We start from the raw sequence: 22,144 nt of genomic DNA, 5'->3' as shown, positions 1-22,144 counted from the left end.
ACGCCGCACGAGCCGTTCCTCTCCGGAGGGGCGGCTCGCCGCGTGTCGCGGCTGCTTCCGGTGTTCCCCTGGGACCGGCTCGAACCGTACAAGGCCACCGCCGCCGCCCACCCGGACGGCATCGTGGACCTCTCGGTCGGCACCCCGGTCGACCCGGTGCCGCGGCTGGTGCAGGACGCCCTCGCGGCGGCGGCCGACAGCCCCGGCTACCCGACCGTCTGGGGCACGCCCGCGCTGCGGGACGCCCTGGTCGGCTGGTCCGAGCGGCGGCTCGGCGCGACCGGTCTGACGCACCGCCATGTGCTGCCGCTGGTCGGCTCCAAGGAACTGGTGGCCTCGCTGCCGACCCAGCTGGGCCTCGGCCCGGGCGACCGGGTGGCCTACCCGCGGCTGGCCTACCCGACCTACGAGGTCGGTGCGCGGCTGGCCCGGGCGGACTACGCGGTGTACGACGACCCGTGGGATCTCGACCCGGCCGGTCTCAAGCTGCTCTGGCTGAACTCCCCGTCCAACCCCACCGGACGGGTGCTCACGGTCGCCGAGCTGCGCCGTACCGTCGGCTGGGCGCGGGAGCACGGGGTGCTGCTGGTCAGCGACGAGTGCTACCTGGAGCTGGGCTGGGAGGCGGAACCGGTCTCGGTGCTGCACCCGGACGTCTGCGACGGGGTCTACGACGGCCTGGTGGCGGTCCACTCGCTGTCCAAGCGCTCCAATCTGGCCGGCTACCGGGCGGCCTTCCTGGCCGGCGACCCGGCGGTGCTGGGCGAGCTGCTGGAGATCAGGAAGCACAGCGGCCTGATGGTCCCGGCCCCGGTCCAGGCGGCGACGGTGGCCGCACTCGCGGACACCGCTCACGTCGAAGAGCAGCGCTCTCGCTACCTCGCCAGGCGCACGGCGCTGCGCGGTGCGCTGGAGGCCTACGGCTTCCGGATCGAGCACTCCGAGGCCAGCCTCTACCTCTGGGCCACCCGGGACGAGCCCTGCTGGGACACCGTCGCCGACCTGGCCAAGCACGGAGTGCTGGTCGCCCCGGGCGAGTTCTACGGCGAGGCCGGCGCGCACTTCGTCCGGGTCGCCCTCACCGCGACGGACGAGCGGATCCGCGCGGCGGTCCAGCGCCTCGGCGCCTGACGCCACCCAGCTGGAACCACTGCGGCGCGACACGGAGGGGCCCGGAAGCAGACAAGCTTCCGGGCCCCTCCGCGTACGGGCGGGCGGGTGGTCAGCCGATCGGCAGGCCGCCCAGCGGCAGCGCCTGGGTGACGCTGCCGAGGCCGGGGGTGTCGCCCAGGCCGGGCAGGCCGCCGAGGCGCTGGGCGCCGGCGGCCGGGGCCGCCGCGCCGGTGACGCCGCTGAGGGTGGACTGCGCCTCGCCCAGCGGCAGGGAGTTCACCGGCAGGTTGTTCAGCGGCAGCGAGGACAGCGCGCCGACCGGGGCGGCGGCGGGAGCGGCGGCCGGGGCGACCGACTGCACCGTGCTGGTGGCGGAGTCGGCCGCGGGCAGCGCGCCGCCGGCCGCGTCGGCGGGCATCGCCCGGGTCGCCTGGGAGGCGGAGCCGGCCAGGCTGCCGGTGGCGCCGGCGGTGGAACCGGCCACCTGGGCCAGCTGTCCCGCGGTGGCGCCGAGCATCCGGTTGGCCTCGGGCAGGGCCTTGGCGGTGGTCGCCCCGGTGGCGTCGGCCACGCTGGGAACGGCGGTGCCGACCGCGTTGCCGGCGCTGCTGCCGGCGAGCTGGCCGGTCTGGTGGGTGGCGCCCTGCAGGTCGCCGCCCAGCGCGCCGGTGTCGAGCTGGCTGAGCCCACCCAGGTCGGGGACGGCAGGCAGCGCGGGCGCCGCGGAGGCCACACCGCTCATCATGGCGGGGACCGCACCGGCGGCGACGACGAACGCTGCCGTGACGATCCGACGCGAGAGGGGGAGAGACATGGTGCTCCTCGTGGAGATGGGGACAAGACCGGTCCGCCGGGCGGACGTGGTGAATACCGCGTGAGGAGCGAGAAGGTTGCGGCCGGTCCAGGCAAAGACTTGCTAAACATCGCATTATCTTTTTCGGTGCAAATGCTGACATATTGCCCGTGGATCGACCGGTAGCGGGAAGGTTTCTGCCCTGCATTCCAAGGCGTGCGGGATCCACACGCGTTCTTCGCAATTTGGCGGTGCGTTAGCCCGTCCGGCGGCCCGTCACGTCAACCCGCCACACCGGTGTTAACCCGCCACGGTGATCCGCACCGAGCTGCTCGGCGGGGCCGTCTGCCAACCCTTGGCCGAGTCCCGGCCGCTGTGCCAGCTCTTGCCGCCGTAGGACACGGCGGAGATGTGCAGCTGCTGGCAGTGCGCCACGGCCCACTGCGCCACCGCCCAGCCGTGCTGGGTGCTGACGCTCAGGTCGAGCCCCTGCGGCGGCGCCGAGGCGCTGCTGGAGGCAGAGGCAGAGCCGGACGCGGCACCGGCGGGCGCGGCCGGGGCGGCGGCCACCGGCTTCACCGTCCGGCCGAACTCCTTGCTGAGCGCCTGCGCCACGGCGGTCGCCCCCGGCTGCAGCCCGTCCGAGCTGACCGCCCCCGCGGTCGCCGTGCCGACGCCGTTCACGGTGCAGTTCATGGCCGCGGGCAGCCGCCCGGTCAGCGCCCCGGCCAGGGTGGTCGCATCGGTCTCGTGCTGGGCGTAGGCGTCGGGGTAGCCGCTGTGCTGGACGTCCTGGGCGGCCACGGTCAGCGGCAGCTGGGCGTAGCCGGGGATCTTCACCAGCTTGTCCAGGAACTTGTTGGTCGAGTAGACCGGGTCGCTGATCTGCGCCGGGGTGCCCCAGCCCTGCGAGGGGCGCTGCTGGAACAGGCCGATCGAGTCCCGGTCGCCGGCCGGGAGGTTCTCCAGCCGGGACTCCTGCATCGCCGTGGCCAGTGAGATGGTCACCGCGCGCTCCGGCAGGTTGCGGGAGATCGCCACGGCGCTGATGGTCCCGGCGAAGCCCATCTGCGCCACGCTGAGATCGACCACCCCGTCGGCGGTGTCCACCTCGCAGCCCTCGGAGAGCGGCGGCGCGGGCAGCAGCTCCCGGTGCCGGTTGAGGTAGAAGCCCCCGGCGACCAGCAGCCCGATCACCACCAGGAAAGGGAGGCAGCCGAGCCAACGCCTTCGCCGGCGTCGTGCCGGGGCGTTCTCCGCGGAGTCCATGATCGACTGCAGGCTCACCCGATTGCTCCTCCTCACGCTGTCCGATGCACCCTACAGACTCGGACGACCCCGTGGTCAGCCCGGTTCTCGGCCCGTATTCCCGGGCCGCCGACCGCGGCCGGCAAAGATCCCCCCTCGGAGCGGGTGCGCGTCGTAGTCTGCGTAGGTATGACGAAGGACGAGCAGTCAACGGGCCCCAGGAAGACGGCGGAGAAGCGGCGCGGCCCCGTGCTGCTCCGCGGCGAGCAGGTCGACAGCAGCACCACCGACCAACGGCTGCTGGACTCGGCGCAGAACGCGGACTGGCTGCACACCGACCCCTGGCGGGTGATGCGGATCCAGTCCGAGTTCGTCGAGGGCTTCGGCACCCTGGCCGAACTCGGCCCGGCCATCAGCGTGTTCGGCTCGGCCAGGACCCCGGTGGGCTCCGCCGAGTACGAGGCCGGGGTGCGGATCGGCCGGGCCCTGGTCGAGGCCGGCTACGCGGTGGTCACCGGCGGCGGCCCCGGCGCGATGGAGTCGGCCAACAAGGGCGCGCACGAGGCCGGCGGCACCTCGGTCGGCCTCGGCATCGAGCTGCCCTTCGAGCAGGGGCTGAACCAGTACGTCGACCTCGGCCTGAACTTCCGCTACTTCTTCGTGCGGAAGACCATGTTCGTGAAGTACTCCCAGGGCTTCATCGTGCTCCCCGGGGGCTTCGGCACCCTGGACGAGCTGTTCGAGGCGCTGACCCTGGTGCAGACCCACAAGGTGACCCGGTTCCCGGTGATCCTGTTCGGGGTGGACTACTGGTCCGGACTGGTCGACTGGGTGAAGCGGACGGTCATCGCCGAGGGCAAGGCGTCCGCCGCCGACCTGGAGCTGATCCAGCTCACCGACTCGGTGGACGAGGCGATGAAGATCCTGGAGGACGCCGCCCGCCGCAACGGCGTCCAGAACCCGGCCCACAACCCGGAGTAGCGGTCCGGCGGTCGGCGGGTCAGGCCAGCCCGCGGCGGGCCACGGCCGGCGGCCGGGTGCCGCGGATCGAGGCGACCATGTCCAGCACTTGCCTGGTCTCGGCCACCTGGTGCACCCGGTAGACCTGGGCGCCCAGCCAGGCCGAGACCGCGGTGGTGGCCAGGGTGCCCAGCAGCCGCTCGCCGACCGGCTTGTCCAGGGTCTCCCCGACGAAGTCCTTGTTGGACAGCGACACCAGCACCGGCCAGCCGGTCGCGGTCATCTCCGGCAGCCGCCGGGTGGCCTCGAGCGAGTGCCGGGTGTTCTTGCCGAAGTCGTGCCCGGGGTCGATCAGCACGCCCTCCCTGGGCACGCCCAGCGCCACCGCCCGCTCGGCCAGCGCCACCGTCCGCTCCAGGATGTCCGCCATCACGTCCGGGTAGGCCACCCGGTGCGGGCGGGTGCGCGGCTCGGCGCCGCCGGCGTGGGTGCAGACGATGCCGACTCCGTAGCGTCCTGCCACCGCCGCGAGCTCCGGGTCGACCCCGCCCCAGGCGTCGTTGAGCAGGTCGGCGCCGACCTCGCAGACCGCCTCGCCGACCTCGTGCCGCCAGGTGTCCACGCTGATCACGGTGTCCGGGTGGCGCTTCCGCAGCTCGGCCACGAACGGGACGGTCCGGCGCAGCTCCTCCTCGGTGCTGACCTCGTCGCCGGGGCCCGCCTTGACTCCGCCGATGTCCAGGATCGCCGCGCCCTCGGCCACCGCCCGCTCGGCCGCGGCGAAGGCCGCGTCGTCGCCGAAGGTCGCCCCCCGGTCGAAGAAGGAGTCGGGGGTCCGGTTCACGATGGCCATGATCACCGGCTCGTCCTCACCGAAAATCCGCGGTCCGAGCGCGAGAGCCATGCGTCCTCCAAGGTCCGTACGCCATGATGTGCAGCATTCACTGCTGTGGGGGCCCATCCATGATCCCCCACCGGGAGCCGGGAGTCGTGGGCTTGTGTTCTGGTTGATCGTCGTCGTCATGGTGCTGGTGGTGGGAGCGGCCGCGCTGGTCGCGCTGGGCGGCGGCGGCTCGCTGCCGGACGCGGAGCGCGACCGCCTGGCCGCCCGGCTGCCGCTGGACCGCCCGGCCGGCCGCGCCGACGTCGACTCGCTGCGCTTCCCGATGGCCCTGCGCGGCTACCGGATGGACGCGGTGGACGATGTGCTGGACCGGCTCGGCGCCGAGCTGACGCACCGTGACGTCCGGGTCGCCGAACTGGAGGCGGCGCTCAGCGCCGCCCTCGCGGCCGGCAGCCCGGCCAACGGCGAGCCCGGCACGGCCGAGTTCGAGGCGCTGCGGATGCGCTTCGCCACCCCCGGCGCGGCCCCGCTGCCGCAGGACGCCATCCCCGGCCTCGACGCCACCGCGGCCGACCCGGAGCCGGGCCGGTGACCGGCGCCGCCGTGCTCGGCCCTGACGGGCTGCTGCGCTGCCCCTGGGGCCTGTCCACGCCCGACTACGTCGCCTACCACGACACCGAGTGGGGCCGCCCGGTGCACGGGGACCAGGCCCTCTACGAGCGGGTCTGCCTGGAGGCGTTCCAGTCCGGGCTGTCCTGGATCACGATCCTGCGGCGCCGGGAGACCTTCCGCGAGGCGTTCGCGCACTTCGACCCGGTGGTGGTGGCGGCCTACCAGGACCCGGACGTGGAGCGGCTGCTGGCCGACCCCGGCATCATCCGCAACCGGGCCAAGGTGCTCGCCACCATCAGCAACGCCCGGGCGCTGCTGGCCCTGGAGGACACCACCCTGGACGCACTGGTCTGGTCCTTCGCCCCGGAGCGGCCGGGGAAGGCCCCGCGCGGCCCGGCGGACGTCCCCGCGGTCACCCCGGAGTCCGCGGCGCTGGCCAAGGAGCTCAAGCGCCGCGGCTTCCGCTTCGTCGGTCCGACCACGGCCTACGCGCTGATGCAGGCCTGCGGCCTGGTCAACGACCACCTGGTCGACTGCCACGCGCGCTAGCGGCTACTCGCCCAGGTACTTGGGCTTCTCCTTGGCGATGAAGGCCTGCACCGCGATCCAGTGGTCCGCCGAGGCCCCGGCCAAGGTCTGCAGCTCGTCCTCCTTCTCCAGCGTCTCGACCAGCGAGTGCGACGCGCCGAAGGCCAGCGACTCCTTGATCGCGCCGTAGGCGACGGTCGGCCCCGCGGCCAGGGTGCGGGCGAAGGCCAGCGCGGTGGCGGCCAGTTCGGCGGCCGGGACCACCCGGTGCGCCAGGCCCAGCGCCAGCGCCTCCGCGGCCGGGACGGTCTGCGGGAACATCAGCAGCTCGGTGGCCTTGGCCTGGCCGACCAGCCGCGGCAGGGTCCAGGACGCGCCGGAGTCGGCGGTCAGCGCCACCCCGGCGAAGGAGGTGTTGAACCCGCTGTGGTCGGCCAGGATCCGGAAGTCGCAGGCCCAGGCCAGACCCGCGCCGGCCCCCGCCGCCACCCCGTTCACCGCGGCCACCACCGGCTTGCGCATGGTGGCGATGGCGGTGGTCAGCGGGTTGTAGTGCTCGCGGACGGTGGACAGCGAGTTCTCCCCCGACTCCCGCGCCGCGGCCAGCGTGCCCAGGTGCTCCTTGAGGTCCTGGCCGACGCAGAAGGCCCGGTCCCCGGCCCCGGTCAGCAGCACGGCCCGTACCGCGGTGTCCTCCTTGGCCGTGAGCATGGCGTCCCGCAGCGCCACCTTGGTCGCCGTGTCGAGGGCGTTCATCGCCTCCGGGCGGTTGATGGTGACGGTCGCGAGCCCGTCGGTCAGCTCGTAGAGCACGGTGTCGGCCATGCGGATCTCCTATTACTCGTCAGTAGTCCCAGCCCAGCATGACGGATCGACAGGCGCTTCGCAGATGTGACGTGGACCACTGTCGGACCGCTCGCGGTGCTGTCCAGGGGCGCCGACGACGCCGGGCCGCCGGTCGGACACACGGGAACTGATGTGCGATCGGAGCTCTGCCGAAAGACTGTCAGAGAGGCCATCGGGGCAGGAGAGAGCAGTGATGTTGGTCATCAGGCCCTCCGATGCGGGATACTGGACTCCGATCAATGCGTTCGATACCTGCGGTGGACGGGCCGTGGGTGCGTCGGTGTGCAGGTTGCAGGAAGGGGAACGAGCATGGCGGCCATGAAGCCGCGGACGGGCGACGGCCCGCTCGAGGTGACCAAGGAGGGGCGGGGCATCGTCATGCGAGTACCGCTCGAAGGCGGCGGACGGCTGGTGGTCGAACTGACTCCGGACGAGGCCGACGCGCTGGGCGAGGCGCTGAAGAAGGCCTGCGGCTGACGACCTCCTGGTCACGAAGAGTGTGACGACTGCGGCTCTGGCCTCGGACCCCTGCACCAGGGGGCCGGTACCAGGGCCGCAGTTGCGTCCGGGCCCGCGGGCGGCCTCAGTGCTTGACCGCGCAGAGCAGCCCGTCGCCGATCGGCAGCAGCGCGCTGAACAGCCCGGGGTGCTCCCGCACGGTGCGCACCAGCTCCCGCGCCGCCTGGCTCTGCGCCTCGAAGGCAGCCGCGTCCAGTGCGCTCAGCGCCCCCTCGAAGCAGACCATTCCGCCAGGTCGGAGCAGGCGCAACGATTCAGCGAGGTACTCCGGCGTCTCGCCCGGGTCGCCGTCGCAGAACACCAGGTCGTACTGGCCGTCGGCGAGCCTGGGCAGTACGTCCAGGGCCGCGCCGGGGATGCAGCGGGCCCGGCCGGTGGCGAAGCCCGCCCCGGCGAAGACCTCCCGGGCCTGGCGCTGCAGCCCGGGCTGCACGTCGACGGTGGTGAGCACCCCGTCCGGGCGCATCCCGCGCAGCAGGCAGATCCCGGACACCCCGGCGCCGGTGCCGATCTCGGCGACCGCGCGGGCGCCGAGGGCGGCGGCGAGCAGGGTCAGCGCCGCGCCGCTGGCCGGGGACACCGGGCGGACCGTGGCCAGCTCCGACTGCCTGCGGGCATACCGCAGCACCTCGTCCTCCACCGCGTAGGCGTCGGCGAGGCCCGCGTCCGACTGCCCGTAGCCGGTGATGGTGATCCCTCTCGCTGGTGTGTGCAGGCCACAGGTTAGTGGGTCTTGGAGGAACCCGGACGGGGCGCGGCCCGTTGGACCAGGTGGGTCCTGGCGGCCGGCAACGCCCGCGCCGCTCAGAACCGGCGAATCGCCGCAGGTGGGTCGTATGGTGATTGGCTTTTATCCGGTACTAACGGGTGAGGCGGATATGGTGGTGGCCCTGCTTGGCAGAAGAGCCGAACGAGGAGGTGTGGCTGAGGGGGGCGCCGGTTCGCGGCAGGTTCGCGGCCATGCGTCGGCCCTGATGCCAAAGCCCGTGATGAGTGAGTCGAAGCCCGAGCACGCGCAGAGCACGCAGACCGCATCCTTCGACGAGGGAAGCGCGGTTCCTGCCTGGACCCCGCCCAGCTGGGAGGAGATCGTCCAGACGCACAGCGCCCGGGTGTACCGACTCGCCTACCGGTTGACCGGGAACCAGCACGACGCCGAGGACCTGACCCAGGAGGTCTTCGTCCGGGTGTTCCGCTCCCTGTCCACGTACACGCCCGGCACTTTCGAGGGCTGGCTGCACCGGATCACCACCAACCTGTTCCTGGACATGGTCCGCCGCAAGCAGCGGATCCGTTTCGACGCGCTGGCCGAGGACGCCGCCGAGCGGCTGCCCAGCCGTGAGCCGTCGCCCGCGCAGCACTTCCACGACACCCACTTCGACGCCGACGTCCAGCAGGCGCTGGACACCCTCGCGCCCGAGTTCCGTGCCGCCGTGGTGCTCTGCGACATCGAGGGGCTCTCCTACGAGGAGATCGCCGCGACCCTGGGCGTCAAGCTGGGCACCGTCCGCAGCCGGATCCACCGCGGCCGGGCGCACCTGCGCTCCGCGCTGCAGCACCGCGCCCCGGGCGCGGCCGAGGGGCGCGAGCGCCGGGCCGGTGCCAGCGCGGAGCCGGCCGAGGCCGCGCTGACGGTCGCCGGTCCCGGTGGCGCCGAGCCGCTCGACGAGCTGTCGGAGCGGAGGCGGTCGTCGTGAGCGAGCAGCCGCGCCGTGCCAGACCGCAGGACATCGGGGTCGAGGTGGTCGAGCTGCGGGTGGACCGCTCCGCGGTCGCCACCGCCGTTCCCGCCGCCGAGAACCACCTGGGCGACCGGCTGGCCGCCTTCGTGGACGGCGAGCTTGACCACGACGCCAGGGAGCGGGTCCAGTCCCACCTGGCGACCTGTGACGACTGCCTGGCCCGGGCCGAGGACGAGCGCCGGGTGAAGAGCCGGGTCGGGGCCGCCGCGCCGCCGGACCCCAGCGCGCTGTTCCTCTCCAAGCTGATCTCCATCGCCGGCGACCAGGACGAGCGGCCCCCGGGCTCGGACGGCGGCGGGCAGTCCCGCCGCTTCGGCGGCAGCGCCTTCGGCAGCGGCGGTGCGACCGGCGGCTTCGGCAGCATGACCGGCGGCGGCTGGGGCTCCAACGGCTTCGGCAGCGGCCGGTTCGGCAGCGGCGCTCTGGGCGCGGAGCACCCGGTCCCCGGGATGGACCCGCGCGCCGAGCGCCGGCCGTTCCAGGACCAGGTGAGCCCGATCGCGGCCCGGCTGCGCTCCGGCTTCGCCCCCTCGGGCTCCTCCTCCGCCTCCGCGCTGGTCACCGGCCGTCCGCAGGGCTTCGACGAGGACCAGGAGCGCGGCGCGGCCCGCAACCGCCCCTCGGCGGCCCGCGGGCGCCGCTTCGCCTTCGCCGCCGCCGGGGCCTTCTCGGTCGCCGCGGTGGCCCTGGGCAGCGCCATCACCGGCGTCACCGCGGCCGAGCCGACGGTGGACGAGCCCTACGGCAGCGTCACCCCGGCCGCGGAGAACCCCGGTGGCACGGTCGGCGGCGACTACGGACGCGGCACCGGCCAGCTGGCCTTCGGCCTGGTGGCCAACAACGCCCCGGCCAACGCCCGTGACTACAGCGCCCCTTACGGCAGCCAGTTCGGCAACGGGGCGCTCGCCCCGGCCGCGTCGGCGACCTCGCTGCCCACCGGCGGCTACGCCGCGGGGGTACCTTCCCCGCTGAGGTAGCCCGGCGTTCACCCGGACCTGGTTGAATCGTGCCCTTCGGAGCGGAGGGCAGTACGTCATATGGGTGAGGGCGAGGACGCGGTCGGCGCGCCCTGCTGGTGGAGCCATCCGGACCGGCCCACCGGCGGCGGTCCCGGCTTCCGCCTGCCGTCGGGGCGCGTCCCGGCGGCAAGCCCGGTGCCGCCCGCGCCGTCCGGACCGGTACGGCGTCGGCGGCGGCAACACCGGGGGCTGCGGATCGCCATCGTGGGCGTGCTGGCGGTGCTCTGCGCCGGGCTGCTCGGCGGCGGCGTCGGCGCGGTGGTCCAGGGCACCCGCCAGGGCGGCCGGATCACCCTGCAGCCGGTCACCGAGGCGGGGGTGCGCCGCTCGCCCGGCAGCACCGCGGACCTGGTCCGGGCGGTGCTGCCCGGCGTGGTCTACCTGAGCGTCAGAACCACCGGGGCGGTCACCACCGGCACCGGCATCGTCCTGGACGCGGCCGGGCACATCCTCACCAACAACCACGTGGTGGCGCCGCAGGGGAAGCCGGGCGGGATCACCGTCACCTTCAGCACCGGCCAGTACCACCCGGCCGTCCTGGTCGGCCGGGACGCGGACGCGGACCTGGCGGTGATCCAGGTCAAGGGCGTCAGCGGACTGCACCCGCTGGCCCTGGGCAGCGCCGCGCGGCTGGAGGTCGGCGATCCGGTGGTGGCCATCGGCGCGCCGTTCGGCCTGGTCGGCACGGTCACCTCGGGCATCCTCAGCGCCAGGGACCGCCCGCTGACCTCCGGCGGCGACTCCGGCGCCGGGCCGGCCCACCTGGACGCGCTGCAGACCGACGCCCCGATCAACCCGGGCAACTCCGGCGGCCCGCTGCTGGACGCGTCCGGGACCGTGGTCGGCGTCAACACCGTGCTCCGCTCCGCCGACCCGGAGAGCGCCGACCCCTTCGGCGCGGAGGAGGACAGCGGCAGCATCGGCCTCGGCTTCGCCATACCGGTCGACCGGGCGCTGCCGGTCGCCGAGCAGCTGATCAACACCGGCCGGGCGACCCGGGCCACCCTCGGCGCGACCCTGGACCTGGGCCACCGGAACGGCGCCCTGGTGACGGCGGTCGGGGCCGGTGGAGCCGGTGGCGGGGCCGGTGGCAGAGCCGGGCTCAGGGCCGGCGATGTGGTCACCGCCCTCGACGGCACGCCGGTGACCAGCGGCGACGACCTGGTCTCGCTGGTCCGCGGGCGCAATCCCGGGCGTACCGTGGTGCTCACCGTCCGGCGCGGTGGCCGCAGTCTGAGTCTGTCCGACCTGCTCCGTTCAGCCGGGGGCCGCGCACCCGCCGACAGCGCGTAGCCCGGTGACCATTCGTTTGTGCTGCCGGGCCGACTAGGCTGTGGCCAGGTACACCGCTCTGTCCACGAGCGGGAGACTTCACCTCCCAGGGGAGCCGCACGGTGTTCGACATAAGTCCATTGAAGCTGGTGGCGCTGGTCGTCCTCGCCGTGGTGATCTTCGGCCCCGACAAGCTGCCCAAGCTGGTCGCCGAGGCGATGAGCTTCATCCGCAAGGTGCGGGCGTTCTCCGAGACCGCCAAGGAGGACATCCGCAAGGAGCTCGGGCCCGAGTTCAAGGACTTCGAGTTCGAGGACCTGAACCCGAAGACCTTCGTCCGCAAGCAGTTGGCGACACACGGCGAGGAGTTCGGCCTGAACGACCTCAAGGAGCTGCGGAACGGCTTCAGCAAGGACGCGGCCGACGCCACGGCCGCGGTCAAGGCCGTCCGCGCGGACCCGCTCGGCAAGGTCGCCGTGGACGACGCCGGCACGGCCGCCGACCCGGCCGGCCCCTCGCTGACCAAGCCCGCGGCCCTCGCCCCTGACGAGCGTCCCCCGTACGACCTCGACGCCACCTGACCACGCCACCTGACGTTGTGTCGGGTGGCCCGGGGCGGCCCCCGCTATTGTTCTGATCCGACAGAACAGGAGGCCGAGATGGACACCACGAGCCGCACCGAACCAACCGTCGAGGCGTATCTGCGCGCGGACTTCCCCTGGTACAGCCTGGACGAGGGGTGGACCGGACGACGCTGGCTGGCCCCCGTCGGCACCTCCCCGGACGGTGCCGTGGACTACGGCTCGATCGGCCACGGCGACGAGCCGGTCCGCAGCTACGGCAAGCAGGACCAGGCCGAGACCCGGCGCTACGCCGTGGTGGTCACCGTGGCCCGGCGGCCCGGGCGACGGCTGGGCGACGGCACCGGGACCCTGGACGCCACCTCGGTGTCCTCCGCCGCGTGGCTGGCCGGCGCGGGGCTGCTGGCCGCGACGGCGCAGTCGCCGCTGGCCCGCGACATACGGCAGAACTGGCTGGACCAGCAGTCCGCGCTGGCCTGGGACCTCGCCGACGACCTCCAGGGCTCCGGCTGGTCCTCGCTGACCCTCCCGGTCAACGGCACCCCGCAGCCGTTTCGCTACCGCGAGTCCGAGTACGGCTGGGTCCTGGCCGGCGACGCGCCCGGCGTACACCTCGGCGCCTACGGACGTGGCGTCAGCGCGTATGCGCTCGGCTTTACGACAGTCACGGACCTGGCGGCTTACGCGGAGTAGTCAGTTGCACGTTGTTGGTGGTTTCTGTTCGCGCAGTTCCCCGCGCCCCCAGGTGTCTGCAACTGGACCAGTTGCACAACCTGGGGGCGCGGGGAACTGCGCGAACGGTCACCCCCGCCAAGGGTCAGAACTTGTTACGCGGCGTGATCCCCAGCGACAGGCCGGCCAGGCCCCGCTGCCGCGCCCCCAGCTTCGAAGCGATCGCGCGCAGCGCGCTGCCGGCGGGGGAGTCGGGGTCCGTCAGGACCACCGGCTTGCCCTCGTCGCCGCCCTCCCGCAGCCGCAGGTCGATCGGGATGCTGCCGAGCACCGGCACGCTCGCGCCGGTGGCCTTGGTGAGCGCGTCGGAGACGGTCTTCCCGCCGCCGGTGCCGAAGACGTCGACCATCTCGCCGCAGTGCGGGCACGGCATCCCGGACATGTTCTCGATCACGCCGACGATGGTCTGGTGGGTCTGCAGCGCGATCGTCCCGGCCCGTTCGGCGACCTCCGCCGCCGCCTGCTGCGGGGTGGTGACGATCAGGATCTCCGCGCTGGGCACCAGCTGCGCCACCGAGATGGCGATGTCGCCGGTGCCGGGCGGCAGGTCGAGCAGCAGCACGTCCAGGTCGCCCCAGTAGACGTCGCCGAGGAACTGCTGCAGCGCGCGGTGCAGCATCGGCCCGCGCCAGACCACCGGGGCGTTGCCGGGGGTGAACATGCCGATCGAGATGACCTTCACCCCGTGCGCCGACGGCGGCATGATCATGTTCTCGACCTGGGTCGGCCGCCCGTCCACGCCCAGCATCCGGGGGATGCTGTGGCCGTAGATGTCGGCGTCCACCACCGCGACCTTGAGGCCGTCGGCCGCCAGCGCGGCGGCCAGGTTGACGGTCACCGAGGACTTGCCGACCCCGCCCTTGCCGGAGGCCACCGCGTAGACCCGGGTCAGCGACCCCGGCTTGGCGAAGGGGATCTCCTTCTCGGCCTGGCCGCCGCGCAGCATCGTCGCCAGTTCCTGGCGCTGCTCGGTGCTCATCACGTCCAGCTCGACCTCGACCGAGGTGATCCCGGGCACGGCGCCGACCGCCTCGGTGACCCTGCTGGTGATGGTCTCCCGCATCGGGCAGCCGGAGACGGTGAGGAAGACGGCGACCCTGGCCGCGCCGGTGGGGTCGATCTCCACCGATTTGACCATCCCCAGTTCGGTGATGGGACGGTGGATCTCCGGGTCCTGCACCGTCCCGAGGGCCGCGCGCACGGACTCCTCGATGACGGTCGCCTGCGTATCAGAAGCCATGCACAGAATGGTACGGCGCTCGGGCCGCACCCCTACGCAGGGGGATCGTCGCTGTCGGCGCCGGGGTTGCGCTGCTCCAGTTCCTTGAGCAGGGCCTGCAGCTCCGAGCGCAGGAAGTCGCGGGTGGCCACCTCGCCGAGGCCCTGCCGCAGCGCGGCGACCTCCCGGGTCAGGTACTCGGTGTCGGCGACGTTGCGCTCGCCCCTGGCCCGGTCCTGCTCCATGTTGACCTTGTCCCGGTCGTCCTGCCTGTTCTGCGCCAGCAGGATCAGCGGGGCGGCGTAGGAGGCCTGCAGCGACAGCGCCAGGGTCAGGAAGATGAACGGGTACTCGTCGAACCGCAGCGAGCGCGGGGCCAGGAAGTTCCAGCCCACCCAGATCAGCACGATCAGGGTCATCCAGACCAGGAACCGGCCGGTGCCCAGGAACCGGGCGATCCGCTCGGAGAAGCGCCCGAAGGCGTCCGAGTCCGGGTTGGGCAGCGTCACGAAGCTGCGGCGGCGCTGCTGCGGCTGGTCCAGCCGGCCGCGCCGGCGGTCATCGGCCATCAGCGGCCACCTCCTCCGGGATGTCGCCGCCGTGCAGCGCGGACTCGCGCCAGTCCTCCGGCAGGATGTGGTCGAGCACGTCGTCCACCGTCACCGCGCCGAGCAGGTGGTCGCGGACGTCCACGACCGGCGCGGCGACCATGTTGTAGGTGGCCAGGTAACTGGTGATCCGGGGCAGTTCGGTCTCCGGCGACAGCGGGTCCAGGTCGCCGTCCACGATCGCCCCGAGCAGGGTGTACGGGGGCTCCCGCAGCAGCCGCTGGAAGTGCACCAGGCCGAGGTAGGTCCCGGTCGGGGTCTCCGTCGGCGGGCGGCAGACGTAGACCTGGGCGGCCTGGGCCGGCTTGAGGTCGGCGTTGCGCACCCGGGCCAGCGCCTCGGCCACGGTGGCGTCCGGCTCCAGCACGATCGGCTCGGTGGTCATCAGCCCGCCCGCGGTGTGCTCCTCGTAGCTGAGCAGTCGGCGGACCGGGGCGGCCTCGTCCGGCTCCATCAGCTGCAGCAGCCGTTCCGCGTCGTCCGGCGGCAGTTCCGAGAGCAGGTCGGCGGCGTCGTCCGGGTCCATCGCCTCCAGCACGTCGGCGGCCCGCTCCTGGTGCAGCCCGGCCAGGATCGCCACCTGGTCGTCCTCGGGCAGCTCCTCCATCACATCGGCGAGCCGGTCGTCGTCCAGGGCGGCGGCGACCTCGGAGCGGCGCTTGGGGGAGAGGTGGTGCAGCACGTTGGCCAGGTCGGCCGGGCGCAGCTGCTCGAAGGTGGCCAGCAGGTTGGCCGCGCCCTGGTCCTCCTCGCGCAGCGCGAAGCCGGTCACCGCGGACCAGTCCACGGTCAGCGTCTCGCCCTTGCGGCGAAGCCGGCCGGCCTTGCCCTTCTCGACGAAGACCTTGTCGATCTCCCACTCGCGGCTGCGGGTCTGCACCATGGCCACATCCAGCACGGTGACCGTCTCGCCCTCCTCGCCGGCCTGGACCTCGCCGCCGTCGGGGCCGCGCAGGGCGACCCGGCGGTCCAGCAGTTCGGCCAGCACCAGGGTCTCGGTGGGCCGCTGCTCGAAGCGCCGCATGTTTATCACCCCGGTGGTGATCACCTGGCCGGACTCCAGGCTGGTCACCCGGTTCATCGGCAGGAACACCCGGCGTTTGCTGACCACCTCGACGACGAAGCCCAGCACCTTGGGCGGCCTGCCGCCGAGCCGCAGGCTCACCACCAGGTCCCGGATCCGCCCCACCTGGTCGCCGCTGGGGTCGAAGACCGCCATCCCGGCGAGATGCGAGACGAACACGCGGGAGGACGCTCCGGTCATCGCGGACCTTCCTGCCTGTCGTTTGCTGCCCCGCGCGACGCCACGAGCCGGGTAGGGCCAGGCTACCGGGGCCCCACCACCGCTGCAGGCCCAATCTTGATCACATCTCGGCAGTCATACCGGTGTTCTTACTTCCGCTTCCGCCGGCGTCCGAACAGCAGCCGGGGCAGCGCGGCCGGGGCCGGCTGCCGGGTGGTCGCCGGGGTCGGCACCGGGGCGGCGGCGTGGGAGCCGGTCGGCAGCGCGTCCGGGCCGGAGACCGGCCCCCCGGTGGGGACCAGCCGCAGCAGCCGCGACTCGCGGGCCCAGCGCCCGGTCACCGTCTCATGGTCCGGGGAGTTCAGCCGCTTGCCCTTCAACTCCTCGGCGGCGGCGGTCCAGGCCTCGCTGCCGGGCTCCAACTGCTCCACCCGGACCGGCCAGCTGACCAGCCGTCCGCCCTTGTCCTTGCTGCGGGCGGTCAGCACGGTCTGCTGACCGTCGGCCAGCCCGTGCAGCGGCTGCTCCGCGCCCTCGCCGACCACCAGCACCGCGCCGTCGTGCCACACCTGCCACAGCGGCCGGTCCGTTTCGTCGGCGATCCGCACCCACAGCAGACCGGACTTCTTCGCCGACTCCTCCGCGAGGGTCCGGTCCAGCAGCTCCGCGCTCAGCTCAGTCATGGGCGGAAGCGTACGGCGTCCAGCCGGCGGAACGCCTCGCCCTGCCCGCCGTCAGTCTCGTACCATCGGAACGCCCCTTACGTTGGGTGGCGGGCTGGCGGGTGGTGGGGCTCGGGCGCCCACCGCCTGACACCTCCGCCTGCTGCGTTGCCGAACCGCCCTGGTAGCTCCGCTACAAGGGCGCTCCGGCGCCTTGCATTCGAAGGCGCCAGACGGCGTGCGCTGATCCGAGCCCCATCACCCGCCAGCCCGCCCAAGCCAGGAGCCCCGTGCAGACGTCCCCCACCACGACCGCCGCCGCCGCGCCGCCGGCGGCGGGCCATCCGGACCTCTCCACGGTGCCGCGGATCGACTTCCTGCTGCTGGCGCTCGCGGTCAGCGGCGTGGCCTTCTCCGCCCCGCTGATCACCGCGACCGCGGCCCCCGCGCTGGCCATCGCGTTCTGGCGGAACTGCATCGCCTCGGGGGTGCTCTCGCCGATCGCGCTGCTGCGGCACCGCGCCGAGCTGCGGGCGATGAGCCGGCGGACGGTGCTGCTCTGCCTCGCCGCGGGCGCGTTCCTCGCGGTGCACTTCTCGATGTGGCTGCCCAGCCTGCGGATGACCTCGATCGCCTCGTCCACCGCGCTGTGCACCATCACCCCGCTGTGGACCACGCTGTTCCTGCGGCTGCGCGGGCAGCACGTGCCGAGGACGGTGTGGGTCGGCACCGGCATCGCCTTCTGCGGGGTGCTGGTGCTGACCGGGGTCGACTTCACCCTCTCCGCCCGCGCCCTGGCCGGGGACGGCCTCGCGCTGGGGGCCGGGATCGCCGCGTCCGGCTACTTCCTGCTCGGCAGCGAGGTCCGTCGGAGCACCAGCACCACGGCCTACACCTTTGTCTGCTACACCACCACGGCCGCGCTGCTGCTGGTCGGCTGCCTGGCCTCGGGGCAGGCGCTGACCGGCTACAGCGCCGACACCTGGATGAAGATCCTGCTGCTCACGGTGGCCGCGCAGTTCCTCGGACACTCCCTCAGCAACCGGGTGGTGCGCACCCTCGGGCCCTCGCTGGTGTCCACCGCGATCCTGCTGGAGACCCCGGGCGCCGCGCTGATCGCCGCGGTCTGGCTGGGCCAGATGCCCCCGCTCGCGGTCTACCCGGCGGTGGCCATGGTGCTGCTCGGCCTGGTCGTGGTGATCCGGGGTCAGCAGCGGAGGCCATAAAATCCCAGCCATGCACAACGACGAAGTCCTCGCCGCCGTCGAAGCCCGGCTGATCAGCACCTTCGGCGAGCCGGGCGCCCGCGCCTCGGTCACCTTCCTCGGCACGGACCGGATCGAGGTGCTGCGCTTCATCGGCGACGACGGGCTGGTCCGCTACGCCACCCTCGGGATGTCCGCGGCGCCGATGGGCGACCCCACCAGCGTGGTCGCCGACCCGGTCCGCGGCCCCCGCGCCGAACTGCTGCTGACGGTCCGCGGGGGCCGGGACGAGGTGCTCAGGCCGCTGGCCACGCTGGCCGCCTCGCCGCAGGTCGAGGGCCTCGTGGTGGCCCCGGGGGCGTCCCTGGACCTGGGCGGTCCGCTCTGGGACGGGGCCCCCTTCACCGCGTTCCTGGTGGCGGAGCCCGGCGGCCTGGTCGAGGACCTGGAACTGCCGGAGCCGGCCGACCCGGTGCGGTTCCTGCCGCTGCTGCCGATGACCCCCAACGAGGCCGCCCACAAGCGGGTGCACGGCGCGGCGGAGCTGCAGGAGCGCTGGCTCCGCCACGGCACGGACCTCCGCGACCCCGGGCGGCGCGGCGTGCCGCTGGGCTGAGCGCCCGGGGTCGGGGGGATCGCGGGAGGGTCAGACGGCCTTGCTGGCGTCCACGCCGGTGGCCTGGGCGGGGATGCCGGCGCCGTCCACGAAGGCGGTCTGCGGGAAGGCGGCGATGAGCTGGTCCAGCTCCTTGCGCCAGTACGCGTGCACATTCAGCCGGGTGGGCTTGGCCCCCGGGGTGAACTCGACGTAGAGCGAGCTCCAGATCTTCGCCCGCTTGACCCGGCTGACCGGGAAGGTCTCGCGCGGGAACACCGTGACGATCTGGCCGGGACGGTTGGTCCAGCGGCTGGCGGAGTACACCACGATCGAGGTGTTGGTCAGGGTCAGGAAGTAGAACTTGCGGGTGAGCGCGACCACCAGGCCGACGCCGGGGATCTCGTCGAATATCGCGTTCAGCCACGGGCTCGGGCCGGTCTCGGTGTGCACGGTGGCGATGAAGGTCTCGCCCGCCGGTGCTTCCTGGGTGAGCTTCTCAATGACCTGGGCCTTCATCTTGGCACGACGAATTGCCATATTTGCTTCCCTCTGTACTGGTTCTGACACCGGGTAGGAACACGGTGAAGTCGGCAGAGGTTAGCAGTTGGGTAAAGACTTGCGTACAGAGGTTTCGGGATTCCTCACGGACCGTCAGACGGTGACCGGTTCGGCCCCGGTCGCCTGTGCCACCAGGGCCTGGTAGACCTCCGGCGCGGTGGTCTCGGCGCCGAGCCTGATCGCCTTGCGGTCGCCGTGGTAGTCGCTGGAACCGGTGGCCAGCAGACCGAGGTCGGCGGCGAGGCCGCGCAGCCGCTCCCTGGTCGGCCCGTCGTGGTCCGCGTGGTCGACCTCGACCCCGCCGAGCCCCGCCGCCGCCAGGTCGGCGATCACCTGGTCGGACACGGTCCGACCGCGTTTGTGCGCGCCGGGGTGGGCGAAGACCGTGACGCCGCCGGCCGCGCGGACCAGCCGTACCGCCTCGAAGGGGTCGAACTCCCGCTTCCGGACGTCGGCCCGGCCGCCGTTGGCCACCCAGTCCTTGGTGAACGCGGCGTCCACGCTCGGCACCACCCCGGCCTGCACCAGGGCGCTGGCCACGTGCGGGCGTCCCACCGCGCCGTCCCCGGCGATCCGCTGGACCTGGTCCCAGGTGATCGGGGCGCCCAGCGCCCGGCAGCGCTCGACCATCGCCTCGGCCCGCCGGAAGCGGTCGGTGCGGACCAGGTCCCGTTCGCGAGTGAACTCCGGGTGCTCGGGGTCGAACAGGTAGGCGAGCATATGCATCGAGATGCCCTCGACATGGCAGGACAGCTCGGCCCCGGTGACCAGGGTCAGCCCGCTGGGCAGGGCCTGCACGGCCTCGGCGTAGCCGGTGACGCTGTCGTGGTCGGTCAGCGCGACCACGTCAAGACCCGCGGCGGCGGCGTTGCGCACCAGCTCGGCGGGGCTGTCGGTACCGTCCGAGGCATTGCTGTGGGTGTGCAGGTCGATTCGCACGCGGCGGGCTCCAGGGCATCGGTGGTGATGCCCTGAGCCTAGGGGGTGTCCGCCGACCGGCCGGGGTCAGCCCAGGAGGCGGGGGGAGAGCGCGCCGCAGGGGAGCAGGTCCAGCTCGGCGCCGGCGTCGCGGAGGTCGGTCAGCACCAGTTCCTCGTACATCAGCAGGCCGCTGCGCTCGGGCCAGACGATGGCCCAGAGCCACAGCCCGCGGGCCTCGCCGACGAAGACGGCGCGGTCCTCCGCCGCCCCGGCCACATGCCAGAGCGCGGTGGGCCGTCCGGCCGCGAGGACCTTGGCGTGCGGGGGGCGGTCGACGGCGATGGCGTCCCCGGGGTCGGGCCCCGGCAGGCCGGCGAAACGGGCGCCGAGCCCGACGCCCAGCTCCTCGGCGACCAGCACCAGCTCGCCGGGGCCGCCGAGCGGTCCGGGTCCGGAGCAGGCCACCGCGGTGGCACGGCCGCCTGACAGGTCGTCACCCGCGTGGGCGATTCCGGTGAACAGCCAGCCGACCGGCAGCGGCCAGGGCATCCAGACCGGCACCTCGGCCCGCGCCACGGCGACGGTGAGTGCCTCCACGCTGGGAGGGACCACAGGCTGGAGCGGATGTACGGTCCCGTGCGCGTCGCACTGCCATGCGTCGGTAAACAGGCCGGGGGCGCGGACACGGCCCCCGCACCTCGGGCAACTGGGCTCGCCCCTCATGGACGACAACGGTCCTCCCTCGCGCCCGCGCAGTCAAGGACGATCACCCGCCCGGTGGACAGCGGTGGCGGAATACGAAGGACCGGAAGGAGACCGGGAGACAGGGAAAGGCCCGGCAGCTGAAATGCCTGCCGGGCCCCTCATTGTCCGCTCTGTCCGTTCAGGAAGCCTGCTGTCAGGAAGCCTGGTAAGGACGAATGTAAAGCCGTTCTCCGGTTGCGGCGGCATCCTCGACCATGGCACGCACGGTTTCCGCATCGGCGATGAGGCGGTCGGTGGCACTGCCGTCGGTGTCGCTCAGACGCGTGATCTCAAATCGCATGGGCGTCTCCTTCCAAATCCACTGCCCACTGTGCAGCAGGGCTGCGTCGTGGTGATTGCCCATCCGTTAATGCCGGGTATCGACATGTCGCGGAGGGAAGTGATGGGCGCGCTCGGCGCACTCAGAAGAACCTAAAGGCCGGGCATCTTTATTCCGGCCCGACGAAGTTTACTGAGACCCGTTGCCGCTGTCCCGAGGATTTCGGCAGGGAAACACGTTCGAGTGAGGCGGCCGGAGCTACCTGACGCCGCGCCAGAAGTCGGCCAGCGCCGCCGCGGTGGCCTCGGGGCGCTCCGCGTTGGGGGAGTGCCCCGCGCCCGGCACCGCCGTGTACCGCGCGCCCAGCCGCAGCGCCATCTCCGCCTGCTGCTCCACCGGCCAGGCGTAGTCCCGTTCCCCGGACAGCACCAGGGTGGGCAGTCCCACCTTGGCCAGCGCGTCCACCCGGTCCGGTTCCAGGGTCAGTTGTCGGCCCATCACCGCCAGCGCCTCGGGGACGTTGGCCAGCCAGCGGCGGTGCAGGAAGTCGGCGATCTCCGGCCGCAGCACCGGCGGGTTCTCCGAGGCCGCCTCCAGGTCCTTCATCGCCTGCCAGATGGCCTCCATGTCCATGACCGGCGGCAGTACCGAGACCAGCAGTTCGGCCCGCCCCGCCTCGTCCGCGGCGACGGCGCCGGGGCCGGTGCCCATCAGGGTCAGCGAGTCCCAGGGCAGCGCGGCCGACGGCTCGGCCGCACGGCGCAGCACGGCCTCGCGGACCACATAGCCGCCGAAGGAGTGCCCCAGCAGGTGCACCGGCCCCGAGGCCGCGGGCAGCAGGCCGGCCACGGCGTCGGTCACCGCCAGCAGGTCCAGCGCCAGCGGTCCGAGCCCGTACGCGGCCTCGTCGGCGGGGCCGCCGGTCTCGTACTGGCCGCGCTGGTCCACCGCGACCACCTGGAACCCGGCCGCGGCCAGCGGTTCCAGCAGCGCGATGAAGTCCTCCTTGCTGCCGGTGAAGCCGGGCACCAGCAGCGCGGTGCCGCGGACCGGCCCGGAGGCCGGCAGCCCGTGCAGCGCCGCGAACCCGCCGCGGGCCGTCGCCAGTCGAATGCTCCGGGCCGTGGCCGGCAGGGAGAGGAACGGGGGCGTGCTCATGGCGGACTCCATCCTGGGCGCGGCCGGCTACGGACCATCAGACCCTAACCGGCGGATGTGACGCCGGCATGGCGCGGGCAGGACGCGTGGGGAACGGCGGAGGGCGCGGGCCGGACGACGTGAGGTGTCGTCCGGCCCG

At 73.1% G+C, this 22,144-nt stretch carries 26 protein-coding genes; 12 read left to right on the top strand and 14 right to left on the bottom strand.

The genetic code is table 11. The features are described from left to right. The first annotated feature begins 42 nt into the window (after positions 1-42). Positions 43-1,131 carry a succinyldiaminopimelate transaminase gene (gene dapC / locus ACEZDG_RS26160; protein ID WP_380513749.1) on the top strand — a complete coding sequence of 363 codons (1,089 nt, stop codon included), beginning with the start codon at positions 43-45 and terminating at the stop codon, positions 1,129-1,131. A gap of 91 nt (positions 1,132-1,222) precedes the next feature. Here dapC and ACEZDG_RS26155 read toward each other — a convergent pair whose 3' ends face one another. Both ACEZDG_RS26155 and ACEZDG_RS26150 read right to left on the bottom strand, forming a co-directional pair. Next, positions 1,223-1,927: a hypothetical protein gene (locus ACEZDG_RS26155; RefSeq protein ID WP_380513747.1), complete on the bottom strand. Its 705-nt coding sequence runs from the start codon at positions 1,925-1,927 to the stop codon at positions 1,223-1,225. A 279-nt stretch (positions 1,928-2,206) separates the two neighbouring features. After that, positions 2,207-3,193 carry a hypothetical protein gene (locus ACEZDG_RS26150; protein ID WP_380513745.1) on the bottom strand — a complete coding sequence of 329 codons (987 nt, stop codon included), beginning with the start codon at positions 3,191-3,193 and terminating at the stop codon, positions 2,207-2,209. Positions 3,194-3,343: 150 nt separating this feature from the next. Between ACEZDG_RS26150 and ACEZDG_RS26145 the strand changes: the two genes are divergently transcribed. Then, positions 3,344-4,135 (top strand): LOG family protein, encoded by a 792-nt coding sequence (locus ACEZDG_RS26145; protein ID WP_380513743.1) that lies wholly within the window; start codon positions 3,344-3,346, stop codon positions 4,133-4,135. A 19-nt stretch (positions 4,136-4,154) separates the two neighbouring features. Here ACEZDG_RS26145 and folP read toward each other — a convergent pair whose 3' ends face one another. Next, positions 4,155-5,018, bottom strand: a complete 864-nt coding sequence (folP, locus tag ACEZDG_RS26140) for a dihydropteroate synthase (RefSeq protein ID WP_380513741.1) — start codon at positions 5,016-5,018, stop codon at positions 4,155-4,157. Positions 5,019-5,112: 94 nt separating this feature from the next. Between folP and ACEZDG_RS26135 the strand changes: the two genes are divergently transcribed. Both ACEZDG_RS26135 and ACEZDG_RS26130 read left to right on the top strand, forming a co-directional pair. Continuing rightward, positions 5,113-5,550, top strand: coding sequence for a DivIVA domain-containing protein (locus ACEZDG_RS26135; RefSeq protein ID WP_380513740.1), 438 nt, complete (start codon positions 5,113-5,115; stop codon positions 5,548-5,550). Then, the gene (locus ACEZDG_RS26130) at positions 5,547-6,119 is read left to right on the top strand and encodes a DNA-3-methyladenine glycosylase I (protein WP_380513738.1); all 573 of its coding nucleotides are present in this window, start codon (positions 5,547-5,549) and stop codon (positions 6,117-6,119) included. The genes ACEZDG_RS26135 and ACEZDG_RS26130 overlap by 4 nt, the downstream gene beginning before the upstream one ends. A 3-nt stretch (positions 6,120-6,122) precedes the next feature. On the opposite strand, the gene ACEZDG_RS26125 is transcribed toward ACEZDG_RS26130, so the two are convergent. Beyond that, positions 6,123-6,923 (bottom strand): enoyl-CoA hydratase-related protein, encoded by an 801-nt coding sequence (locus ACEZDG_RS26125; RefSeq protein WP_380513736.1) that lies wholly within the window; start codon positions 6,921-6,923, stop codon positions 6,123-6,125. Between the two features lie 330 nt (positions 6,924-7,253). Between ACEZDG_RS26125 and ACEZDG_RS26120 the strand changes: the two genes are divergently transcribed. Next, positions 7,254-7,421, top strand: a complete 168-nt coding sequence (locus ACEZDG_RS26120; RefSeq protein ID WP_107101321.1) for a DUF3117 domain-containing protein — start codon at positions 7,254-7,256, stop codon at positions 7,419-7,421. 106 nt (positions 7,422-7,527) lie between these two features. Here the strand turns inward: ACEZDG_RS26120 and ACEZDG_RS26115 are convergent, their stop codons facing one another. After that, positions 7,528-8,178 carry an O-methyltransferase gene (locus ACEZDG_RS26115; RefSeq protein WP_380514101.1) on the bottom strand — a complete coding sequence of 217 codons (651 nt, stop codon included), beginning with the start codon at positions 8,176-8,178 and terminating at the stop codon, positions 7,528-7,530. Between the two features lie 274 nt (positions 8,179-8,452). Here ACEZDG_RS26115 and sigE point away from each other — a divergent pair, with 274 nt between their 5' ends. From sigE to ACEZDG_RS26090, 5 genes are all read left to right on the top strand, one after another. Continuing rightward, entirely contained in the window at positions 8,453-9,160 is a 708-nt protein-coding gene (sigE, locus tag ACEZDG_RS26110) for an RNA polymerase sigma factor SigE (protein WP_380513733.1), read from the top strand. Continuing rightward, positions 9,157-10,182 (top strand): anti-sigma factor family protein, encoded by a 1,026-nt coding sequence (locus ACEZDG_RS26105; protein WP_380513731.1) that lies wholly within the window; start codon positions 9,157-9,159, stop codon positions 10,180-10,182. Before sigE ends, ACEZDG_RS26105 begins: the two co-directional genes overlap by 4 nt. 60 nt (positions 10,183-10,242) lie before the next feature. Further along, complete coding sequence (locus ACEZDG_RS26100; RefSeq protein ID WP_380513729.1) at positions 10,243-11,517, top strand: S1C family serine protease; 1,275 nt, start codon at positions 10,243-10,245, stop codon at positions 11,515-11,517. Between the two features lie 101 nt (positions 11,518-11,618). Beyond that, positions 11,619-12,077, top strand: a complete 459-nt coding sequence (locus tag ACEZDG_RS26095) for a sec-independent translocase (RefSeq protein WP_380513728.1) — start codon at positions 11,619-11,621, stop codon at positions 12,075-12,077. A 78-nt stretch (positions 12,078-12,155) separates the two neighbouring features. Next, the gene (locus ACEZDG_RS26090; RefSeq protein WP_380513726.1) at positions 12,156-12,770 is read left to right on the top strand and encodes a hypothetical protein; all 615 of its coding nucleotides are present in this window, start codon (positions 12,156-12,158) and stop codon (positions 12,768-12,770) included. A 124-nt stretch (positions 12,771-12,894) separates the two neighbouring features. Here the strand turns inward: ACEZDG_RS26090 and ACEZDG_RS26085 are convergent, their stop codons facing one another. The 4 genes from ACEZDG_RS26085 to ACEZDG_RS26070 all read right to left on the bottom strand — a co-directional run bounded on the left by ACEZDG_RS26085 (position 12,895) and on the right by ACEZDG_RS26070 (position 16,553). Continuing rightward, positions 12,895-14,049 carry an Mrp/NBP35 family ATP-binding protein gene (locus ACEZDG_RS26085; protein ID WP_380513724.1) on the bottom strand — a complete coding sequence of 385 codons (1,155 nt, stop codon included), beginning with the start codon at positions 14,047-14,049 and terminating at the stop codon, positions 12,895-12,897. Positions 14,050-14,081: 32 nt separating this feature from the next. Next, positions 14,082-14,597 carry a DUF1003 domain-containing protein gene (locus ACEZDG_RS26080; protein ID WP_380513722.1) on the bottom strand — a complete coding sequence of 172 codons (516 nt, stop codon included), beginning with the start codon at positions 14,595-14,597 and terminating at the stop codon, positions 14,082-14,084. Continuing rightward, a complete protein-coding gene (locus ACEZDG_RS26075) occupies positions 14,587-15,900 on the bottom strand; it encodes a magnesium transporter MgtE N-terminal domain-containing protein (RefSeq protein ID WP_380513720.1) in 1,314 nt (437 codons plus the stop codon). The genes ACEZDG_RS26080 and ACEZDG_RS26075 overlap by 11 nt, the downstream gene beginning before the upstream one ends. Positions 15,901-16,028: 128 nt before the next feature. After that, positions 16,029-16,553 carry a hypothetical protein gene (locus tag ACEZDG_RS26070; protein ID WP_380514099.1) on the bottom strand — a complete coding sequence of 175 codons (525 nt, stop codon included), beginning with the start codon at positions 16,551-16,553 and terminating at the stop codon, positions 16,029-16,031. A 278-nt stretch (positions 16,554-16,831) separates the two neighbouring features. Here ACEZDG_RS26070 and ACEZDG_RS26065 point away from each other — a divergent pair, with 278 nt between their 5' ends. Together ACEZDG_RS26065 and ACEZDG_RS26060 are read left to right on the top strand one after the other, a co-directional pair. Continuing rightward, a complete protein-coding gene (locus tag ACEZDG_RS26065) occupies positions 16,832-17,767 on the top strand; it encodes a DMT family transporter (RefSeq protein ID WP_380513718.1) in 936 nt (311 codons plus the stop codon). Between the two features lie 10 nt (positions 17,768-17,777). Next, complete coding sequence (locus ACEZDG_RS26060) at positions 17,778-18,362, top strand: suppressor of fused domain protein (protein ID WP_380513716.1); 585 nt, start codon at positions 17,778-17,780, stop codon at positions 18,360-18,362. Positions 18,363-18,392: 30 nt separating this feature from the next. On the opposite strand, the gene ACEZDG_RS26055 is transcribed toward ACEZDG_RS26060, so the two are convergent. The 5 genes from ACEZDG_RS26055 to ACEZDG_RS26035 all read right to left on the bottom strand — a co-directional run bounded on the left by ACEZDG_RS26055 (position 18,393) and on the right by ACEZDG_RS26035 (position 22,005). Next, positions 18,393-18,881 carry a hypothetical protein gene (locus ACEZDG_RS26055; RefSeq protein WP_380513714.1) on the bottom strand — a complete coding sequence of 163 codons (489 nt, stop codon included), beginning with the start codon at positions 18,879-18,881 and terminating at the stop codon, positions 18,393-18,395. 114 nt (positions 18,882-18,995) lie between these two features. Then, positions 18,996-19,841 carry a PHP domain-containing protein gene (locus tag ACEZDG_RS26050; protein ID WP_380513712.1) on the bottom strand — a complete coding sequence of 282 codons (846 nt, stop codon included), beginning with the start codon at positions 19,839-19,841 and terminating at the stop codon, positions 18,996-18,998. A gap of 66 nt (positions 19,842-19,907) precedes the next feature. Next, entirely contained in the window at positions 19,908-20,546 is a 639-nt protein-coding gene (locus ACEZDG_RS26045; RefSeq protein WP_380513710.1) for a DUF6758 family protein, read from the bottom strand. A 175-nt stretch (positions 20,547-20,721) separates the two neighbouring features. Next, on the bottom strand, positions 20,722-20,868 hold the full coding sequence (locus ACEZDG_RS26040; RefSeq protein ID WP_380513708.1) for a hypothetical protein: 147 nt from the start codon (positions 20,866-20,868) through the stop codon (positions 20,722-20,724). 237 nt (positions 20,869-21,105) lie between these two features. Then, positions 21,106-22,005, bottom strand: coding sequence for an alpha/beta fold hydrolase (locus tag ACEZDG_RS26035; protein WP_380513706.1), 900 nt, complete (start codon positions 22,003-22,005; stop codon positions 21,106-21,108). Between the last annotated feature and the right edge of the window lie 139 nt (positions 22,006-22,144).

It is taken from the genome of Streptacidiphilus alkalitolerans (genome assembly GCF_042511045.1).
GTDB classification, from domain to species: domain Bacteria; phylum Actinomycetota; class Actinomycetes; order Streptomycetales; family Streptomycetaceae; genus Streptacidiphilus; species Streptacidiphilus alkalitolerans.
Note: the sequence above shows the minus strand (reverse complement) of the source record. Positions and strands in the feature narration are given on the sequence as shown.

What these genes read in the sequence shown, in the direction of transcription:
- ACEZDG_RS26120 (WP_107101321.1), top strand. Translation starts at nt 7,254, where the DNA reads ATGGCGGCCATGAAGCCGCGGACGGGCGACGGCCCGCTCGAGGTGACC.
- ACEZDG_RS26085 (WP_380513724.1), bottom strand. Translation starts at nt 14,049, where the DNA reads ATGGCTTCTGATACGCAGGCGACCGTCATCGAGGAGTCCGTGCGCGCG.
- ACEZDG_RS26125 (WP_380513736.1), bottom strand. Translation starts at nt 6,923, where the DNA reads ATGGCCGACACCGTGCTCTACGAGCTGACCGACGGGCTCGCGACCGTC.
- ACEZDG_RS26100 (WP_380513729.1), top strand. Translation starts at nt 10,243, where the DNA reads ATGGGTGAGGGCGAGGACGCGGTCGGCGCGCCCTGCTGGTGGAGCCAT.
- ACEZDG_RS26060 (WP_380513716.1), top strand. Translation starts at nt 17,778, where the DNA reads ATGCACAACGACGAAGTCCTCGCCGCCGTCGAAGCCCGGCTGATCAGC.
- ACEZDG_RS26145 (WP_380513743.1), top strand. Translation starts at nt 3,344, where the DNA reads ATGACGAAGGACGAGCAGTCAACGGGCCCCAGGAAGACGGCGGAGAAG.
- ACEZDG_RS26040 (WP_380513708.1), bottom strand. Translation starts at nt 20,868, where the DNA reads ATGCGATTTGAGATCACGCGTCTGAGCGACACCGACGGCAGTGCCACC.
- folP (WP_380513741.1), bottom strand. Translation starts at nt 5,018, where the DNA reads ATGGCTCTCGCGCTCGGACCGCGGATTTTCGGTGAGGACGAGCCGGTG.
- ACEZDG_RS26045 (WP_380513710.1), bottom strand. Translation starts at nt 20,546, where the DNA reads ATGAGGGGCGAGCCCAGTTGCCCGAGGTGCGGGGGCCGTGTCCGCGCC.
- ACEZDG_RS26155 (WP_380513747.1), bottom strand. Translation starts at nt 1,927, where the DNA reads ATGTCTCTCCCCCTCTCGCGTCGGATCGTCACGGCAGCGTTCGTCGTC.
- ACEZDG_RS26080 (WP_380513722.1), bottom strand. Translation starts at nt 14,597, where the DNA reads ATGGCCGATGACCGCCGGCGCGGCCGGCTGGACCAGCCGCAGCAGCGC.
- ACEZDG_RS26090 (WP_380513726.1), top strand. Translation starts at nt 12,156, where the DNA reads ATGGACACCACGAGCCGCACCGAACCAACCGTCGAGGCGTATCTGCGC.
- ACEZDG_RS26055 (WP_380513714.1), bottom strand. Translation starts at nt 18,881, where the DNA reads ATGGCAATTCGTCGTGCCAAGATGAAGGCCCAGGTCATTGAGAAGCTC.
- sigE (WP_380513733.1), top strand. Translation starts at nt 8,453, where the DNA reads ATGAGTGAGTCGAAGCCCGAGCACGCGCAGAGCACGCAGACCGCATCC.
- ACEZDG_RS26035 (WP_380513706.1), bottom strand. Translation starts at nt 22,005, where the DNA reads ATGAGCACGCCCCCGTTCCTCTCCCTGCCGGCCACGGCCCGGAGCATT.
- ACEZDG_RS26075 (WP_380513720.1), bottom strand. Translation starts at nt 15,900, where the DNA reads ATGACCGGAGCGTCCTCCCGCGTGTTCGTCTCGCATCTCGCCGGGATG.